13 protein-coding genes and 1 pseudogene are annotated in these 18535 nt (G+C 36.1%); 11 read left to right on the forward strand and 3 right to left on the reverse strand.

Annotated elements, in window-relative coordinates; all coding sequences use genetic code 11:
* Nucleotides 1-92 precede the first annotated feature (92 nt).
* The 6 genes and pseudogenes from AC3EA5_RS01280 to AC3EA5_RS01305 form a co-directional block, all read left to right on the forward strand.
* Nucleotides 93-2708: a calcium-translocating P-type ATPase, PMCA-type gene (locus AC3EA5_RS01280; protein WP_488606740.1), complete on the forward strand. Its 2616-nt coding sequence runs from the start codon at nt 93-95 to the stop codon at nt 2706-2708.
* 644 nt (nt 2709-3352) lie between these two features.
* Nucleotides 3353-4012 carry a DUF1643 domain-containing protein gene (locus tag AC3EA5_RS01285; protein ID WP_488606741.1) on the forward strand — a complete coding sequence of 220 codons (660 nt, stop codon included), beginning with the start codon at nt 3353-3355 and terminating at the stop codon, nt 4010-4012.
* A gap of 275 nt (nt 4013-4287) precedes the next feature.
* Nucleotides 4288-5265, forward strand: a complete 978-nt coding sequence (locus AC3EA5_RS01290; protein ID WP_488606742.1) for an SMEK domain-containing protein — start codon at nt 4288-4290, stop codon at nt 5263-5265.
* Nucleotides 5246-5491 carry a hypothetical protein gene (locus tag AC3EA5_RS01295; protein WP_488606743.1) on the forward strand — a complete coding sequence of 82 codons (246 nt, stop codon included), beginning with the start codon at nt 5246-5248 and terminating at the stop codon, nt 5489-5491. The genes AC3EA5_RS01290 and AC3EA5_RS01295 overlap by 20 nt, the downstream gene beginning before the upstream one ends.
* Nucleotides 5467-7224 carry a DUF2326 domain-containing protein gene (locus tag AC3EA5_RS01300; protein ID WP_488606744.1) on the forward strand — a complete coding sequence of 586 codons (1758 nt, stop codon included), beginning with the start codon at nt 5467-5469 and terminating at the stop codon, nt 7222-7224. Before AC3EA5_RS01295 ends, AC3EA5_RS01300 begins: the two co-directional genes overlap by 25 nt.
* 62 nt (nt 7225-7286) lie before the next feature.
* A pseudogene (locus AC3EA5_RS01305) lies at nt 7287-7480 on the forward strand (HAD family hydrolase); the annotation flags it as partial.
* Between the two features lie 180 nt (nt 7481-7660).
* Here the strand turns inward: AC3EA5_RS01305 and AC3EA5_RS01310 are convergent.
* On the reverse strand, nt 7661-8632 hold the full coding sequence (locus AC3EA5_RS01310; RefSeq protein ID WP_488606745.1) for a S1 family peptidase: 972 nt from the start codon (nt 8630-8632) through the stop codon (nt 7661-7663).
* Nucleotides 8633-8725: 93 nt separating this feature from the next.
* On the opposite strand from AC3EA5_RS01310, the gene AC3EA5_RS01315 reads away from it, so the two are divergent.
* The 3 genes from AC3EA5_RS01315 to AC3EA5_RS01325 all read left to right on the forward strand — a co-directional run bounded on the left by AC3EA5_RS01315 (nt 8726) and on the right by AC3EA5_RS01325 (nt 11786).
* Nucleotides 8726-9541 carry a hypothetical protein gene (locus tag AC3EA5_RS01315; protein WP_488606746.1) on the forward strand — a complete coding sequence of 272 codons (816 nt, stop codon included), beginning with the start codon at nt 8726-8728 and terminating at the stop codon, nt 9539-9541.
* A gap of 433 nt (nt 9542-9974) precedes the next feature.
* The gene (locus tag AC3EA5_RS01320) at nt 9975-10082 is read left to right on the forward strand and encodes a four-helix bundle copper-binding protein (RefSeq protein ID WP_488606747.1); all 108 of its coding nucleotides are present in this window, start codon (nt 9975-9977) and stop codon (nt 10080-10082) included.
* Between the two features lie 276 nt (nt 10083-10358).
* Entirely contained in the window at nt 10359-11786 is a 1428-nt protein-coding gene (locus tag AC3EA5_RS01325; RefSeq protein WP_488606748.1) for an MATE family efflux transporter, read from the forward strand.
* A gap of 195 nt (nt 11787-11981) precedes the next feature.
* On the opposite strand, the gene AC3EA5_RS01330 is transcribed toward AC3EA5_RS01325, so the two are convergent.
* Complete coding sequence (locus AC3EA5_RS01330; RefSeq protein ID WP_488606749.1) at nt 11982-13457, reverse strand: protein adenylyltransferase SelO; 1476 nt, start codon at nt 13455-13457, stop codon at nt 11982-11984.
* 548 nt (nt 13458-14005) lie between these two features.
* Between AC3EA5_RS01330 and AC3EA5_RS01335 the strand changes: the two genes are divergently transcribed.
* Nucleotides 14006-17164 (forward strand): DEAD/DEAH box helicase, encoded by a 3159-nt coding sequence (locus tag AC3EA5_RS01335; protein ID WP_488606750.1) that lies wholly within the window; start codon nt 14006-14008, stop codon nt 17162-17164.
* Nucleotides 17165-17245: 81 nt separating this feature from the next.
* Here AC3EA5_RS01335 and AC3EA5_RS01340 read toward each other — a convergent pair whose 3' ends face one another.
* A complete protein-coding gene (locus tag AC3EA5_RS01340; protein ID WP_488606751.1) occupies nt 17246-17632 on the reverse strand; it encodes a hypothetical protein in 387 nt (128 codons plus the stop codon).
* 259 nt (nt 17633-17891) lie between these two features.
* On the opposite strand from AC3EA5_RS01340, the gene AC3EA5_RS01345 reads away from it, so the two are divergent.
* Nucleotides 17892-18413: a DinB family protein gene (locus AC3EA5_RS01345; RefSeq protein ID WP_488606752.1), complete on the forward strand. Its 522-nt coding sequence runs from the start codon at nt 17892-17894 to the stop codon at nt 18411-18413.
* Nucleotides 18414-18535: the final 122 nt, after the last annotated feature.

Here is an 18535-nt window from a genome sequence, read left to right on the forward strand (position 1 = left end):
GGTTCTACTATACTAAAGGGAAGCACCTGATTGTTCGGGGGAATTTTGCAGGTTTTATACATTATAAGCCTCTAATAAAAGGAGACAATTAAATGAAGGATGTTTTCAGAAAAACATCAAGTGAAGTCTTGAAGACTTTGGATGTAACAGAAGCGGGTTTGAATACAGATGATGTTCACAAAAGGCGTGAGCAGCATGGCTATAACGAGTTGGAAGAAAGCAAGCGAAAGAGCAGTTTACAAGTATTTGTTGAGCAACTTAAAGATTTCCTTGTCATCATCTTAATTGTTGCTGCCCTTATTTCTGCTTTTTTAGGTGAAATAGAAAATACAATTGTGATCATGATCGTCGTGATCCTTAATGCAATTCTCGGAACGGTCCAGCATGTAAAGGCGGAGCAAAGTTTAAACAGCTTAAAGGCTCTTTCCTCACCAACCGCTAAAGTTTTACGCAATGGGACAAAAGAGGAAGTGCCTTCTAGAGAAATCGTTGTTGGGGATATTCTTTATCTGGACACGGGTGATTTGGTCAGTGCAGATGGAAGATTGCATGAAAACAATAGCCTTCAGATTAATGAAAGTTCATTAACAGGCGAATCGCTTAATGCGTCAAAAGATTTGGAGCCAATCGATGAAGATGACGTCTCTATTGGAGACAAAAAGAATATGGTATTCTCGGGAAGCTTCGTTACATATGGAAGAGGCGTTGTCGTAGTTACAAACACCGGAATGAAGACTGAGATTGGCAAGATTGCCAATCTGCTGGAATCAGCTAAAGAGAAAAAGACACCTCTTCAAACTAGTCTTGATACATTCGGAAAATACTTAGCGGTTATCATTATTGCGATTGCCGTTTTAATATTTGCGATTGATTTATTTAGAGGAAACGATGTCGTTGATTCGTTTATGTTTGCAGTAGCACTTGCAGTAGCTGCCATTCCAGAAGCTTTAAGTTCCATTGTTACAATTGTGCTTGCTTTTGGTACTCAAAAGATGGCAAAGGAAAATGCAATCGTTAGAAAACTTCATGCCGTTGAAAGCCTCGGAGGCATATCTGTCATTTGTTCTGATAAGACAGGAACGCTTACCCAGAATAAGATGAGCGTCCAGCAGGTTTATGTAGATAATAAGGTCGTTGAGCATGACCAACTGGATCTTGATAAGGACATCGAAAACCGAATCCTATTGATGTCGCTTTTATGTAATGATTCGGAAACGGTTGATAATAAGGAAATTGGCGATCCCACTGAAATAGCCCTCGTCAACTTCGGTGATGATTATGATTATGATGAAAAAATCATTAGGGATAAGTATACGCGAGTTGAAGAGCTCCCATTTGATTCAGAACGGAAACTGATGAGTACCGTAAATAAATATGATGACAAATACTATATGGTCACTAAAGGGGCACTCGACGTCCTTATAGACAGATTAGTGAAGATTGAAACCTCTGAAGGAGTTTCACCATTTACCGACAGTACAAAACAAGAAATAGAGAAGGTAAATAAAGAGTTTTCAATGAATGGTCTTAGAGTGCTCGGATTCGCCTATAAAGAAATAGCTGAAGGCGAAAAGATTGATTTTAAAGATGAAAATGACTTAACCTTTATCGGGTTGATTTCCATGATGGATCCGCCACGAACTGAATCTGCTGATGCAGTTGCAGCATGTATTGACGCAGGTATCAAACCGGTCATGATCACAGGTGATCACAAAATTACCGCTTCAGCCATTGCAAAAAAGATTGGGATATTGAAGCATGAATCGGAAGCAGTCGAAGGGTTTGAAATCGAAAAGTGGAGTGACGATGAACTCAAGGAAAAAGTAGCCAATATTTCGGTCTATGCTAGAGTATCACCAGAGCATAAGATTAGGATTGTTCGGGCATGGCAAGAAAAAGGGAATGTAGTTGCCATGACTGGGGATGGCGTCAATGATGGGCCAGCTTTAAAGCAAGCTGACATTGGAGTAGCCATGGGAATCACCGGCACAGAAGTAGCCAAAGAAGCATCTGCCATCGTATTGACTGATGATAACTTCTCGACAATTGTCAAAGCCATATCAAATGGTCGGAGCATCTACGCCAATATCCAGAATTCAATCAAGTTTTTGTTAGCAGGAAATACAGGCGGGGTTTTGGCCGTCCTATATGCGTCCATATTAGCATTACCAGTTCCTTTTGCAGCTGTGCATTTGTTATTCATTAACTTGCTAACCGATAGCTTGCCTGCAATTGCGGTTGGACTTGAACCACATGATAAAGACATCATGAAAGAAAAACCAAGGGGTATCAACACACCTTTGCTGAACAAAAGCTTTGCCCTACGAGTTCTATCAGAAGGGCTAATCATCGCAAGTGCAACCTTGATTTCCTTCCATATTGGCTTATCAACGGGAGACCACATGGTAGCGAGCACAATGGCGTTCTCTACTTTATGTTTAGCACGATTGTTCCATGGATTTAATGCTAGAAGCAATCAGTCGTTATTTAAGATCGGGCTTTTCACAAACAAGTACCTTTGGTTTGCTGTCATTCTCGGTGTAGTCTTACTGCACATCGTACTATTGCTACCAGCACTTCAGGGAATATTTAAAATTGCCCCACTCAACGCAGCACAATTCGGTACAATTTACGCGATGTCACTAATGCCACTCGTAGTAATCCAGTTGTACAAAGTATTAGTTTGGAAAATGAATTTAGTTAAATAGAGAGTGCCTGATTCCTTTAGAGAGATAGAGGGATCAGGTTCTTTTTTATGAATACAGCCGTGAAAATGAGACATGCTCCAGGGCTGGAAACAACTCAGCGAGGGTAAAACCCCAATTCCGTAGCAGGATCAGCACAAGTCGTAATACCAAAATAGTACACAGAAGGCGACATACTAGTAGTCGATTCTCTATCAAAGGCTGGAGAAGCATTGCTTAAAACTATTATGGAGAAAAAAACAAAATGGGTTGTTTATGTATCATGTAACTCAGTAACATACCGTGATTTGAGAATTTTACAAGTTGGTGGTATTGGTTTGCGATACAAAATCAGCCAGAAGTGATTTGAATTATTGATTCTGGTACTTGATTTATTGTTAATAAGAATTGTTTTTAATAATAGTTTGTATAGATAAATGATTCAATTATTATATTATCAGGATTCGACAAATAACTACAAAAAATTAGGAATAATTGTGTTATTTTACAAGTAAGACTTTTTGAGAGTGAAAGAAATCATTAGATATTACAATAGATGGTCAATAAATCTATTATCACACTAGATAATCAAGGGAAATGCAGTATTGTGCAGCTGAGCCTTAGCTAGAATATCGCTTATAAATATTAGAATTGAAGGTGATGTATACTTGTGTACTCCATATCCTTTTGGAAAAATCGAGACCGTACTAGAATGTGAAAAAGAACTTCTCACAAAAAATATAGAGGGCAGATATATACTGAAAATCAAATTGAAAAATAGTTTTTCAAATACACTTACTGCAATAATGATGAATCCAAGCAAAGCAGATAATACTTGTTCCGATAACACTGTTAATAAGGTAATCTTATTCGTTTGTGAAATGAATTTATTAATTGACTCACCAATTAGAAATATCGGTTTTATTAATATTCTAAATATCTTTCCGGCATATGAATCTAATTCTATAGGAGTAAAGATGAAACTAGATGAAGTTATTACAAATGGAAAATGGAGTACTATGCGAAAGAATAATAATAGTGCACATATAACTGCTCTGAAAGAAGCGAACCATGTGCTTCTTGCATGGGGAGATGTTCCGAGTAAAGTAAAAGCTACTCTTCACAATCAAGAAGCGATGATGGTTCATGACTTAATAAATTTGTATGGTTTAGAAAAAGAAACATATGTATTGAAATATAAAGAATATGAAAAAGTTTTAACAAACAAAAAAAGACCGCGTCACCCTAGTAGAAATAAACCCGAAATGTATGTGAGAGTTAAAAGTTTCAGGGTACATAGAAGATTTTTGTATCTTAACCTCATCTAAATTATAAATTTAATATCCATTTGAAAAGCGTCTGAAATGTTTAATTGTTAGCGTCCATAAATCTTCCAAACAACCGATGTGTTATATCAACAAGGACTATACTATGCACAACAACTAACCGGTACATAAGCCGTCGTAAAAGCCAACTTTGGAATCTAAACCATGTCTCTAATCAATGAAATAAGAGACAGAAGATACCTATTCTCTCTTTGGGGATTTGACTACTATTTTGAGTAATTGCAACTTTAAATTAAAATGGAAAGTAGAGATGAGCCATGAATAAAGAAGTTTATTTAAAGTTAATAGCCGATGCTCTGGGAACACTTTCACATCAAGTGGAATATAGAAATTCAATTAATCTTTATGATATTAATATTATTTCTGAGGATTTTTTTAAAGAATTCTTAAATTTAGTTTATGGATATCGTTTAATTAATTTGAATTACTCTGAAAAAAATATTGCAGCAATTGATTTGGGTGATATAAATAAGAAGATTGCTATTCAAGTCACTTCTGATAGTTCAAGTACAAAGATTAATGAGACGATAGAAAAATTTATTGAGAAAAAATTATATGAAAAATATGAAAGAGTAATAATACTTATTATTACTCGAAAAAAAAAATATACAAAAGAATTTAAAACTCAAAACAAGTTTTCTTTTAATAAAGAGAAGGATATTTTAGATAGTAAAGATCTCCTCCACTGTATAAAAAACAAAAATACTGAGGAGATGATTTCAATATCCAATTTTCTGCAAAAAGAACTTGTCGTCCATGTTAATAATGAAAAAAAAAGACAAGCAAATGAAATTGTAACAATTATAGAACTCATTGAATATTTGACCAGTAATAAAGTAAAGATATCTAAAATATTAGAATCTCCCACAGATCCTGAGCATAAAATAAATAGAAGATTTAATGAATATGCAGACTTTTTAAAAGGCTTATATATAGAACTAGTGACTTTGTATGGTACAGCAGTTGAACAGGTAAATAATATTTTAGGACTCGATGAGGTCAAGTCAATGTTAATTGGACTTTACTTAAGAGATATTAGTAATCAATACTTAGAGGAATCAAATGGTAACCCGAGAATAGCACTTGAAAATATGACTAAATATTTTGAAACAGAACTTAGTGAGTCTGGAAAAGAATACGACCAAATGGCAATTAAATTTTACCTAATTAATGAAACAATAAAATGTAATGTTTTCCCCAATGGAGGATATCAAAATGAATCTATTAGTATCTGAAAAAGGACAAATAAAATCCTCATCGGTATTTATTGGTTTTTTAATATTGAAAGAGATTAATAAAAATAAAAATCAAAGAGTTTCTATTTATAAAATTTCCGATATGTTAAAAACACATGGAATTATTAATAGCAGACAGCTTATATTTGGTTTAACATTTTTATTCTCGCTAGGAATTATTAAGTTTGAGGAGCCATATCTATGGATAGACAAGTCAATAGAATAAGAATAAAAAAGCTTTATTCAAATCCTGAGATATTTATTCCAATCGTTTTTCATGATGGAGTAAATATTATTTTAGGAGAGAAATCCGATTCTACAACAGTTAAAGGAAGAAAAACAAATGGAGTAGGGAAATCTTTATCTATAGAGTTTTTAAATTTTTGTTTGTTAAAAAAATTTAATGAAAGTCGTGTTTCTTTAATACCTAATGAAGTATTCGATGATAGAGTGGACATAAAATTAGACATTGAAATTGGATCTAATCAATTAACGATTATTAGAAATAAAAAAAATCAAGATCAGCCTTCCATTGAAAACGATGGGAAAATAATTTTCTTTGAAAGTCTTGAAGATGCACAAATATATTTAAAAAATTTAGTATATATTAATTTTATTACAGAAACGGTGCCATCTTTCAGATCACTAATTGCTCCTCTTTTACGTGATGAAAGATCGGAATTTAAAAATATTTTAGAATGTTTCGATGTTACAAAAAAAATACCAATCGATTTTATACCTCATTTGTTTTTTTTGAATATTTCATTAGATGCTTATAAAAAAACACAAATCACAGTAAAAAAAATTGAAGATATTAAATCAGTTTCCTCAAACGCAAAAAAGATTATAACTGAAGGGAATAAGAAGAAACTAGCAGGGGTAAGGGCAGAATTAAATTCCCTGGATGATGAATTACATAAAATAAGTGCTGCTATTGAAAGTTTTAAAAGTAATGAAGCCTTTAGTTCAATTGAAAAAGATTTAATTAGACTAGAAGATTTATTAGATACACTTAGAAAAAGGCAAAAAGCTATTAGGTATGAACATAATAAAATAAAAAACTTACCGAAGCCTGAATTTATTGATAATAAAGAAATTGAAATAATTTACAATCAATTTAAAGAAGGGTTAGGAAATTTGATTGTCAAATCTTTAGAAGAAGCAGTCGGATTTAAAACAAAGGTAGAAAAATTTCAAAGTATTTTATTAAATCAAAGAGCCTCCGAATTGCAGGAGCTGTTAGATAAAACTACAGATGACATAAGTAGAATTGATGATCAATACTCAGAAAAGTTAAAAATTATTGATCAAAAGGGAGTTTTAAGAGATTTAAAAATTAGTCTAAAAATATATAATGATAAAAATGCTGAGTTTTCTAAAACTAAAGCTTTTTATAGTGATTATGAAAGTGCTGAAAAAGAAAAGAAAACATTATATTTAAGAAAGTCGGAAGAAATTTTGAAACTAGACGATGTAATAGAAGAAAATGATAAAGTACTAAATAGCTTTCTCATCACGTTACTTAATGTACATGAATTTATTATGGGAAATAAAGAGTGCTCCTTTTCAATTGATACAATAAATAAAAAAACAAGTAAAAAGACAATTGAAATAGATATGAGAATTTTTGATGATGGGAGTCACAGTGTAGAAAGAACCAAAGTTTTTATTTATGACATGGCATTAATGTTTAATGAATTTACACGAAAAAGACATCCAGGATTCTTAGTACATGATAATATTTTTGATGTTGATCAAGATACCCTTGTCCAAAGTCTGAATTTCCTCGATAACCAGGAAAATAATCAATTAGATTTTCAATATATATTAACTCTTAATAGAGACAAAATTGAAAAAGAAGAACAGTCGAATACAATCAAGATGAATATTGATAACCGCAGTGTTGCTACTTTCACAAAAGAATCAAAATTCTTAAAGCTGAATTATCAAGAAAATTAGATGATAAAAATTTTAATATAGTTTGTTTTAGGTGCGAGGGAATTATCCTCGGGATGGAAACAACTGGTTGTGAAACTTTAACAATTGGCGACAGTGACAAAGATCTGAAAATGTTCAAGTTTGTCAGCAACGCGGTGGCCAGAAAAATGCAACGGATCACGTTAAAGCAGCAGTAGATGACGTAACAGAATTTCCTTGTGATGAAGATGGAGTTTATCATTTTCTTAGAATTATTGTATTGGCTTTGAAAAATTAGGCGGCTTCAGGATTAGTAGAGTATTTAAGATTTTCGTTTCCATAGCTTGCAGAAGCATTTGATTGCAATAATCACTTTAATTAGACCATTAAATGGAAAACGCATAAGGGAACAGATTCGAAATAAGCGAATCTGTTCCCTTATTTTTTTGGAGAAATTGATCCAATGAATTATTTACTCCTATGTAACAATAGCAACTTCTTTAGGAAGTTTATTAAAGAGCTCTAATACATCCTTAATTCTAACTATAGTACTGACTGCAGTAATGTCTTCAATAGTATCAGCGGATATTCCTTTAAACCCTACAGTAGCGATTCCTATTACTTCATTGTTGGAATTAATAACAGGTCCACCACTATTACCTGAAACAATTCTAGAACTAATAATTGTCCTTTCTTGAGTCATTCCTAATTCTCCTGTTGCATCATTAATAATTTCATTAAAAAACACATCTCTAAATTGTAAAACTTTACCTTCTTGGATGTACAATGAATTGTCGCCTCCATGGTTAGGATAACCAAGCAAAGTTATATCTTCACCTTGAGAATGAAAAAGATTATTATTAAATCCGCTATCGACCTCATGATCATATACTTGAAGAATTGAAATATCTTTATTAGGATCACTTATTAAAATTCTTGCTTCTTTTTCTTCAGGATTATAACGTGATTGGGTTACTTTAATTTTATGAAGGCTCACATCAAAATTCTTTAGGACATGTGCATTTGTTATAAATCCTACACCTTTTAAAAAGAAACCTGTTCCTTGACCTTCTGGATAAAATTCTTCATCTACCTCAAATCCGAATTCTATAACTGCTACATTTGTGGTCCAAAAAGAAAACCAAGTTGAATACTTTTGATTGACATTAAATACAAAAGAACCAGCTATATTGTTATATCTACCGGCGATCCTTTGAAATATGATGTCGTCCATACCTTTGACATAACCAATGTAGTTAATCATACCTTTTACAACGTTTAATATATGAGGTTCATTCTTTGTCAGTCGACTAATGTGTTTTTCTCTAAATATTTCTTGTGCTTTTTCTATATCGTTAGTTTCTAAACATCTAAGAATTGCGCGTGTTTTTTTAATGTAATTCCTATTTAAATTAAGTCTTTTATTTACCGTTATCCCGGTGACACCCATATGTTGATATCGGTTTTGCAAGCGTGTTTTTTTATGATTAATTGTAAGGTTAATCATATTAATATAAGAATTGTTTTATAGAAAGGAGATTATATGGGTAAAAAGACTAATAATGCACAACTTATTTTTAATGTTTTTGATAAAATCAATGAAAGGAAAAAATGTGAAGCGTGCAGGAAAGAAAGATCTGATTATATAAAGCATGATTTAGTGCATGGTCAATTTTCTAACTTATCCCTTGGACTAATATCTTCGAATATCTTAGAGGGAACTCGTACATTTGATGTCATGATTGTATTAGATTCTCATGGTGGCCCTGCTAAAGATGGTTCTTTTCGAACAATTCAATTAAATACAAATGATGAATTAAAAGCGTATAAGAGATACTTTCAAGAAGACAAATTAATTTCTTTCAATCAGCAACAAATTCGTATTCTTCTCCAAGCATTAGACGATCAGGGATATACATATGTTGCAACGGATCTAGTTAAGTGCTTTGTAGCAAAAGCGAAAAAATTAAAAGATAAAAAAACAAATCTGGAAATTAGTATTCCGAAAGAAAACTTTAACATTGCAAAGAAGCATTGTTCTCCATATCTAATGAATCAAATAAAAGCATTTTCACCTAAAGTAGTACTAATGTTAGGAGACAATGTAAATAATCAGCTCCAAATTGCAAAATTAGAGCATGGGGATTATTGGCCAGCTAGTATAGTAGATGGTAATATTCTTACCGATAAAGAAAAGTATCAAAATCGTGTAGAAAAGGAGAGTCCTCTGTCTGGAGGAAAAAGAATATTCTTCGTCAAATCTGCCTTTCCATCACAAAGGACTGTTGATAATTTTATTGGAAAGGGAGAATGGAAACCTGTATTAAACAGAATTCATTCCTTACTGTCTGTTTTTTAAAATTGATACAATTATTAAAACATTGCCGGATAGTTGGTCATCCATTTTGGCTTCATATACGAATTTGGTGACAACTAGACAGCCAGATATATTCAGTAATTTCTTTATAGAACACTAAATGTATTTTGGCTATATGGTCTATGTCGTTCCGGCAAAGTGCTTCCTACTGTTAATGCGTTGAATGGAAGTGGCTTTTCTGGTGGGGATGACCATATTGAGCATATCAGGTTACTGGATAAGTTAGAGATAGAGACAGTTAAGTAGCATTGCCCAAAGCAATGCTATTTTTTTGGCCTTTCTTAGACAAGGAGGAATTTTTATCCCCTGATCCTCCCCATTTGTCTGCCACTAAAATCCTGTAGCCTTTGATTATTAGATTGATTAAACACGAACCTTCTCCTGTCTTGAATAGTATTTTATGTCAGCTGAAATAATGCCAAAATTATTGGGTTTTTTAATCAAATTCAAAGACCATCATTGCCAAGAATGTGCTAAGATTTGTCGCTCATGTGCTGAAATGTGCAGACAAATGGCATCATAGCATAAACCTGTGTAGCTAAAACACTGGTTTTACGTGATTTCTTTCAAATAATCCTAATATAAAAACTACCTTACTTTTATCCTTGAACTGTACCCCGAATAGTGGACACTTAAAAAACCCCCTATTCAGGGGTTTTTGTGTTTATCATCGATATTCCATTTTTAGAAGTAGAAACAATCGAAAAAAGTCTACATTAAAACTTGTGAATATTTTTGCGCTAATCTAACGAGTAAGGAATTGGTTATCGGGAACACTAACATTATTGGGAGGATTATCGTGAAAAATAATGATGTTACCATACCAAATTCAGAAAATATAAAGGATAAAATTAAGATTATTTTAGTGCTAGCAATGCCAGCAGTGATAGAAAATTTTTTTCAGACGATTCTCGGATTTGTTGATACTTACTTTGTCTCGAAAATTGGTCTTACTGAAGTTTCAGCAGTTGGTGTTACGAATGCTTTGCTCGCCATTTATTTTGCGTTGTTTATGGCAATTGGCGTTGCAGTTAATGTACGGATTGCGAATTTTATTGGAGCGAAGCAGCCAGAAAAAGCCCGACATATTGCCCAACAATCGGTTATATTAGCTATTTTGTTTGGCATATTGACAGGGATTATAACTATGTTCTTTGCAGAACCGTTATTAAAGTTGATGGGAATAGAAGATAATGTGCTAGAGGCAGGTGTTATTTACTTTAAAATCGTAGCAATTCCCTCTGTATTTATGTCTTTAATGTTTGTACTAAGTGCGGTTTTAAGAGGAGTTGGTAATACACGTGCTCCAATGAAAGCTAGCATTTTAATTAACATAGTTAACGGTGTGTTGGACTATATTTTAATTTTCGGCTTCTGGATAATTCCCGAAATGGGCATTGCCGGAGCTGCAATAGCAACTGTTGTCTCAAGAATTATTGGTAGCATCGCGCTCTTTTATTATATAAAGCGCTCTCCTGTTCTTGCTTTTAGGAAGGACTATTGGAAACCAGATAAACAACATATACGGGAATTAGTAACTCTCGGAGGCCCTGCTGCTGCTGAAAGGCTAGTCATGAGGCTTGGTCAAATCGTTTACTTTGGATTCGTTGTCGTACTTGGTACAAATATTTTTGCTGCTCATCAAATTGCAGGAAACGTGGAGGTTTTTTCGTATATGATTGGTTACGGTTTTGCGACCGCTGCAACCATCCTAGTTGGACAGCAAATTGGTGCCGGAAACATATGCGAAGCAAAGAAATATGCAGTCCTTTGCACAGGGATTGGTATTAGTTTAATGACTATTATAGGCGTTCTGCTTTTTACTCTAGGAGACTTGGTAGGCAGCATATTTACAAATGATGCTGAGGTAATTAAAAATATAGGAACCTCCTTAAAAGTATCGGGTGTTTTCCAACCATTCCTCGCCTTACAACTCATTCTTACTGGCGCATTTCAAGGAGCAAATAATACTAAGTTCCCAATGTATCTGACAGCAGTCGGCATGTGGGGGATTCGAACATTACTTGTGTATGTACTAGGAATACAACTTGGATGGGGCCTTCTCGGTGTGTGGATAGCAATCGGGATAGATATTGCTTTTAGAGCAGTGGTCTTAACTATACAGTTCACACGTGGGAAATGGATTTCTGTTAAAAAAAATCCGGAAGATGAATCTCATCCTCAGACGTCAAAAGAAACTATTTCCGGATGCGTTAATAACTATTAAATAAAACTGGAAGAATGTGTGATGTAACAACATTATAAAGATCATCTAAATTTCAGCAGTGGAAAACACGAGTAGCTCAATTTCATGGCTGTATTCAGAATTCAAGCATTATAAAAAATGCCTGTCACCAGACGAAGTAATTTCATACTTCATTCGATGACGGGCATTTTCTCTTGCAATTATTTTGATTATTATTCAAGTACCACAATAAGTACGATAAGGCCGAGATGATTCTGCCGGTACTGTGCAGAAATCCGTCTGCTCTTGTGTGTGTGCAAAAGGTTTTGAAAGAACTTCAAGCAGCTTCTCCATCACGCTATAATCTCCACGTTCAACTGCAGCTTCAAGTGCTTCTTCTACCCGGTGGTTGCGAGGAATGATTGCAGGATTGCTGTTTCGCATTAACTGTTGAGAGTCAGCTTTTGACTCCTGCTGTCTGCTTAGTCTTGCTTGCCAGTGCTCATTCCACTGTGCAAATTCTTCACTTTTAAACAGATCCGAATCTTCTAGTGTATCTAAAGTCAGTGCACGGAAAGTATTGGTATAATCCGTACTAAACTTCTGCATCATATTTAGGAGATCCTCAATAAGTTTTTCATCCGCTTCTTCTGCGTTGAAAATACCGAGTTTTGCTCTCACTCCCGCATACCAGTTCTCGTGATAGAACTTATCAAATTCCCCAATCGCCTCTGTGGCTATTTTAATTGCCTCATTCTGATCATCATGAAGAAGCGGTAATAGAGTTTCTGCAAATCGTGCGAGATTCCATCCACCAATATACGGTTGATTGCCATAGGCATAGCGACCTTGACGGTCAATGGAGCTGAATACGGTTGCTGGATCATAGGCATCCATGAAGGCGCAAGGACCGTAGTCAATCGTTTCTCCGCTAATGGTCATGTTGTCGGTGTTCATTACCCCGTGGATAAAGCCTACCAATTGCCATTTAGCAATGAGCGAAGCTTGACGTTTAATCACTTCTCGAAGGAACGATAAATATCGATTGTCATCAGCATCTACTTCAGGATAATGGCGTTTTATTGTATAATCAGCGAGTTCCCGCACTTCCTCGATTGAGCCAAAGTTTGCAGCATACTGGAACGTACCGACACGGATGTGACTAGCAGCAACACGGGTCAGAATTGCACCTTGCAGTTCGGTTTCGCGGAGTACGGATTCACCAGTTGTCACCACTGCCAGACTCCGGGTGGTAGGAATATCAAGTGCATGCATGGCTTCGCTAATGATGTATTCGCGTAGCATTTGTCCGAGTCCCGCTCGACCATCGCCGCCTCGTGAGTATGGCGTTCTACCTGAACCTTTGAACTGAATATCAAACCGTTCACCATCAGGAGTGATTTGCTCTCCTAGTAAAAGAGCTCGACCGTCTCCTAACATGTTGAAATTCCCGAATTGATGCCCTGCGTAAGCTTGAGCAAGAGGTGCTGCGCCTTCTGGAATTTTGTTACCTGCAAGTTCGGCTACACCGTATTTGCTTTGCAATGCATCAGCATTTAACCCTAATTGGGAAGCTAATGGAGTATTGATAATAATCAAACCTGGCGAACGTACTGCATCAGGAGTGAAGCTTGTGAAAAATACTTGCGGTAGTCGAGCATAACTATTGTCGAAGTTCCATCCTGTTTCTAACATCGCTTTTTCCTCTGTCATCAAATCACCTTTTCTTCTAATGTCTTTTTGTTGATTTTTCACATATGATTTTTTATTATTTTAGTCGATTTCATAAATGCCTTTTGATGAGTAGTGCACGAATAGTTGAAGTGTATTCTTTTGAATTTGTTAAGAATTTCTGCCCTTTGATTGGAGTGAAGAGCGGCGACTCCGGCGGGAAAAGTGTGTCCAGGTGTGACCCCGCAGAAAGCGAAGCGAACGAGGAGGCACACGGACCACCCGCGGAAAGCGTCCGCTCGTAACGGAAATCGACTTATTTACTTTCTATATAAAACACATCTCGTTTAATGTTTACTTCTTCCAATTTATTATACCCTTCAAACACTTAGATAGCGTCCAATTAGCATTTTCTAAATGTGTACTTAAATCAGAAACGGTAGGATTAAACACGAGAAAGCGAGCAGTGGAATTCAACGTTTTGTGGCACGATGCTTGTAACGACAACCTCAGTTCGAGATAATAGGGAAAACACTTAAACATTAACTGGATTTTTCTAATCAACCTTGAGCTTCAGGAAGGATCACCCCATGAATTTTTCATTAAATGAGTCAAAAATAAAAAGACTATGCGGAATGGTCGCATATAAAAAAGGCAAAATCATTAACCAAGCAGGGAAAATCTTGCTCGAGCCCGATGCAGAAGACGATTTATCCATAAAGGCTACTGTAGAGGGAAGGGACAAGTTCCAGATAAGCGTGCGGCAAACGCAAGATGGAAAAATTCTAGCTTCTTGCAGTTGTCCGCCGGTCGGATTCGTAACGACTTACTGCCATCATATTGCGGGCGTTCTTTTGGCAATCGATGAAAACCAACAACGGGAAAATCCCATGACTGCTAAAATGCTGGATTTATTCACTCAGCAAGCACCGAGACCAAGAGGAAAACGGCTTCATTTTGATAAGAGACAGGTTCTCCAAGTTGAATTTAGCTGTAGCCCTATATTTCTCGGGAAGGCAGGCTATGTATTGGGGATAACCATAAAAGCCGGGACCGAAAGATTTGATAGAATCGAAAACGTGAAAGAATTCTTGAAAAAAGTCGAGCACGGCGATTCGTATGAATGCGCTCCAGATTTCTTCTATAGTCCCGAAATTTATAGTTTTGACAAAGAAACAGAGGAAGTCATTGTATTCTTAATGAAAAGCCAGCGTATTGCAGAAGGTTTGAATTCTGCAAAAGATACATTGGTCATATCCACCTCCGATTGGGAGCAACTTCTGCCTTTATTACTGAAAGTTCCTTTAGTAAAAGTGATTCATGCCGGAACGACGGTTGATGGTCTTCACTTAGAGAAACAATTGCCTTTGTCTTTCCGATTTGACCAAGCTCGTTCGGGTGGCTATCAACTAGATGTTGACGGATTAGATGAGATTCTCGTGTTAAAAGCTTACGAAACGGCATTTTCTCGAGGGGCATTTATCCAAATGTCCACAGAAGATATCAACCGTCTGGGCGATTTAAAAGAATTGATGGAAGGGTCAGGAAAACAGCTCATCATTTCTTCTACTCAAATGGATCATTTTCTGGAAACGGTTATTCCAGGATTAAAGCGACTAGGGACCGTACATATTGCAGATTCGATTACTGAACTATTGGTGGAAACGCCGCTCCGTGCAAAATTGTTTTTGGACCGCCTCAAACATCGCCTTGTAGCTGGGGTGGAGTTCCATTATGGACATTTGGTTATTAATCCATGCGAAGAAACAGAAGATGAGTTCCGACATTATCCGGGAGTCCGAAGACAGCGCAATAAAGAACAAGAAATTATGAAATTAATGCAAGGCAGCTCTTTTAATCAAACAGATGGTGGTTTTTACATGCACGACGAAGAAGCGGAATATCATTTTCTGTTTCACGTCGTTCCAGATTTAGAAAAATTGCTTCAAATTTATGCCACGGTCGCGGTGAAATTAAGGGTGCAAAAAGCGTATGCCGGTCCGAAAATCAAAGTAGAGATTAAGGAAAGAACAGATTGGTTGGCGTTCCGTTTTGACCTTCAAGGGATTCCAGAATCAGAAATCAAGAAATTATTGAAGTCTTTGGAAGAAAAGCGGAAGTATTACCGAATTCCGAGTGGTACGTTAATGTCTCTAGAGACAAAGGAATTCTTGGCGTTGAACGATTTCCTGCGCGACTTAGGAATAACTTCAGAGAACTTCGATGAGGAAAAAATTCGTGTACCTTTAATTCAAGGAATGCAACTGGTGGAGACTCTTGAAGACGGCCAACTAGTGGATCCAGGGAAAACATTTGCTAAGCTAATGAAAAATTTACATGCTCCCGAGGACTTGGTTAGTGAAGTGCCGGAGAGTTTAGAGGACGTGCTGCGTGATTACCAGAAAGTCGGATTCAGCTGGTTCAAGTTACTGGCTAAGTATAAATTTGGAGGCATTTTGGCTGACGATATGGGACTTGGCAAAACGGTGCAAAGTATTGCTTTCATCATGTCGGTCCTTCCGGATATTCGTGCCCGGAAGTTGCCAGTATTAATTGTAGCTCCATCTTCTTTGATCTATAACTGGATGAATGAACTGAAAAAATTTGCTCCAGAGATACAAGCTGGAATAATAGATGGCAATAAAGAAAAAAGGGCTTTTTTATTAAAAGCAAGTGAAGGATTAGACGTCATCATTACATCTTACCCAGTGTTACGAATGGATAGGGCGCTATATCGTGATAAACACTTTCATACTTTATTTTTAGACGAAGCACAGGCATTTAAAAACCCGGTTACCCAGACGGCAAAAGCAGTCAAAGTGATTCAGGCAGAATACCGTTTCGCCCTTACTGGGACACCAATCGAAAATTCGTTGGATGAATTATGGTCGATTTTCTCTGTCGTCTTTCCGGAACTGTTACCGAATCGAAGACTCTATAGTGAGATGAGGCGGGAAGCTATTGCTAAACGAGTACGTCCGTTCATTTTACGGAGGTTGAAAAAAGAGGTCTTGAAAGAACTGCCTGATAAAGTCGAAATCATTCAGATGTCCGAATTACAAACAGAGCAGAAGAAGTTGTATGCTGCTTATTTGGCGGAATTGAAACAAGATGCTTTAAAGCATTTGAACAAAGACAGCTTTCAAAAAAATCGCATCAAAATCTTAGCGGGATTGACGCGCTTAAGACAACTATGCTGCCATCCTGCTTTATTTGTTGAAGGATATGAAGGTGGGTCGGCTAAATTTGATCAATTGATGGAAATTGTGGAGGAATGCCGAGTCTCAGGAAGACGGGTATTAGTGTTTTCCCAGTTTACGAAAATGCTTGGCATTATCGCACAGCGATTGAGTGAAAATGGCCAACCTTATTTTTATTTAGACGGTAAAACACCCCCTAGAGAACGTGTAGAATTATGCAACCGGTTCAATGAAGGCGAAGGGGATTTATTTCTAATTTCCTTAAAAGCAGGCGGTACTGGATTGAATCTGACAGGAGCCGATACGGTTATCCTCTATGACCTTTGGTGGAATCCGGCGGTCGAGCAGCAAGCTGCAGACCGGGCACATCGCATGGGGCAGGAAAATGAAGTACAGGTCATCCGCTTAGTGGCGAAAGGGACCATTGAAGAGAAAATCACCGAACTCCAACTGAAGAAGCAAAATCTGATTGACGAAGTGATCCATTCTGGCGAAGAGCCATTAAAGGCTATGACAGAAGAAGATATCCGCGAAATATTAAGGGTATGATATAAAACTAACTTTACTGTTTCTGTCAGCAGTATCTAGATATTGAGCCTCCTGAAATCACATCAGGAGGCTTTTCTACGTTTACTGTTGTTTTCTTTTAATAAAATGGCTAACAACTTCCGTTACTAAAGCTAAGACAGTTCCAACTCCAACAATAAATAGATAACCTATAATGCTGGTTAAATCGCCCCATCCAGGTGCAGTATTACTTAACACTATATAAAACATATAAAGGATGCCTACTATGGCAGAAAGTGTATAGATACTAAAGAAAATCCGCTTCCCTAAAAACCCACCAATACTTGGAATTAGAGCAGAGACAATGGCTATTATAAGCAAACTAAATATAGAACGATTCAAAATATCACTTCCAAACAGTACCCTAGTTGTAAGCAAACCTATAAATATTACTACCGTATAAAGAATAAAAACCCCAATCCACTGATTTGATTTTTTGGGTGGTATCATGATTAACCTCCTTTTAATTTCAAATTTAGAACTCGTGACTTTTAATAAACTTAATTCACTATATTCCCTATCAAATTAAATTCACCTTTATTCTTTTGCTGCTGATTTCAAGTTAGAAAGTGACTGTTTTTTAATTGACCACAGTCATAACTTTACGGTATAAAACTCTCTTCATATATAGATAGAGGAATGGTTATATATAAAGTAAATCCCTTCATCAGGGAAAATGATAGACTATTTAAAAAGGGAGGTTATCATCATGAAGTTTCAGATTGATGAGGCAATTGAAATACTCGAACGTACGCCAAAAGTACTTAGTAATTTGCTCTTAGGATTATCAAATTCATGGATTGATTGTGACGAAGGCAACACAACTTGGAGTGCATTTGATGTAATTGGTCACCTTATCGAAGGGGAAAAATATAATTGGATTCCACGCATAGAAACAATTATTTCTAAGGGAGAGACGGAAACCTTCCCTGTCTTTGATCGCTTTAGTCAACTTCACCAAAACTCAGAAAAAACAATGGAACAATTACTTAGTGAGTTTACAGAACTTCGTTTGAATAGCCTAGAAAGGTTAAGCAGTTTAATTAATGCTCATACGGATTTAGAACAAACGGGTTTACATCCGGAATTTGGAAGTGTGAAACTTAGAGAACAACTATCAACTTGGGTTGCACATGATCTCGATCATTTATCCCAAATTGCAAGAGTCATGGCAAAACGGTATAAAGAAGATGTTGGACCTTGGAAGGCTTATCTGCGCATCCTTAATTAATAAACTCTGGAAAAACGTTTAACAATACAAAAAGATCAATTGTAAAACAGAAGAATCCAGCAACTAAGCTAGTAGCTGGATTTTTATACTATTAGCTACACAAAAAAAGGGATAGGGGAGAC

The sequence above is a fragment of the Paenisporosarcina sp. genome (assembly GCF_057785155.1).

What these genes read in the sequence shown, in the direction of transcription:
- AC3EA5_RS01280 (WP_488606740.1), top strand. Translation starts at nt 93, where the DNA reads ATGAAGGATGTTTTCAGAAAAACATCAAGTGAAGTCTTGAAGACTTTG.
- AC3EA5_RS01290 (WP_488606742.1), top strand. Translation starts at nt 4,288, where the DNA reads ATGAATAAAGAAGTTTATTTAAAGTTAATAGCCGATGCTCTGGGAACA.
- AC3EA5_RS01295 (WP_488606743.1), top strand. Translation starts at nt 5,246, where the DNA reads ATGAATCTATTAGTATCTGAAAAAGGACAAATAAAATCCTCATCGGTA.
- AC3EA5_RS01300 (WP_488606744.1), top strand. Translation starts at nt 5,467, where the DNA reads ATGGATAGACAAGTCAATAGAATAAGAATAAAAAAGCTTTATTCAAAT.
- AC3EA5_RS01310 (WP_488606745.1), bottom strand. Translation starts at nt 8,632, where the DNA reads ATGGGTGTCACCGGGATAACGGTAAATAAAAGACTTAATTTAAATAGG.
- AC3EA5_RS01315 (WP_488606746.1), top strand. Translation starts at nt 8,726, where the DNA reads ATGGGTAAAAAGACTAATAATGCACAACTTATTTTTAATGTTTTTGAT.
- AC3EA5_RS01320 (WP_488606747.1), top strand. Translation starts at nt 9,975, where the DNA reads ATGCCAAAATTATTGGGTTTTTTAATCAAATTCAAAGACCATCATTGC.
- AC3EA5_RS01330 (WP_488606749.1), bottom strand. Translation starts at nt 13,457, where the DNA reads ATGACAGAGGAAAAAGCGATGTTAGAAACAGGATGGAACTTCGACAAT.
- AC3EA5_RS01335 (WP_488606750.1), top strand. Translation starts at nt 14,006, where the DNA reads ATGAATTTTTCATTAAATGAGTCAAAAATAAAAAGACTATGCGGAATG.
- AC3EA5_RS01340 (WP_488606751.1), bottom strand. Translation starts at nt 17,632, where the DNA reads ATGATACCACCCAAAAAATCAAATCAGTGGATTGGGGTTTTTATTCTT.
- AC3EA5_RS01345 (WP_488606752.1), top strand. Translation starts at nt 17,892, where the DNA reads ATGAAGTTTCAGATTGATGAGGCAATTGAAATACTCGAACGTACGCCA.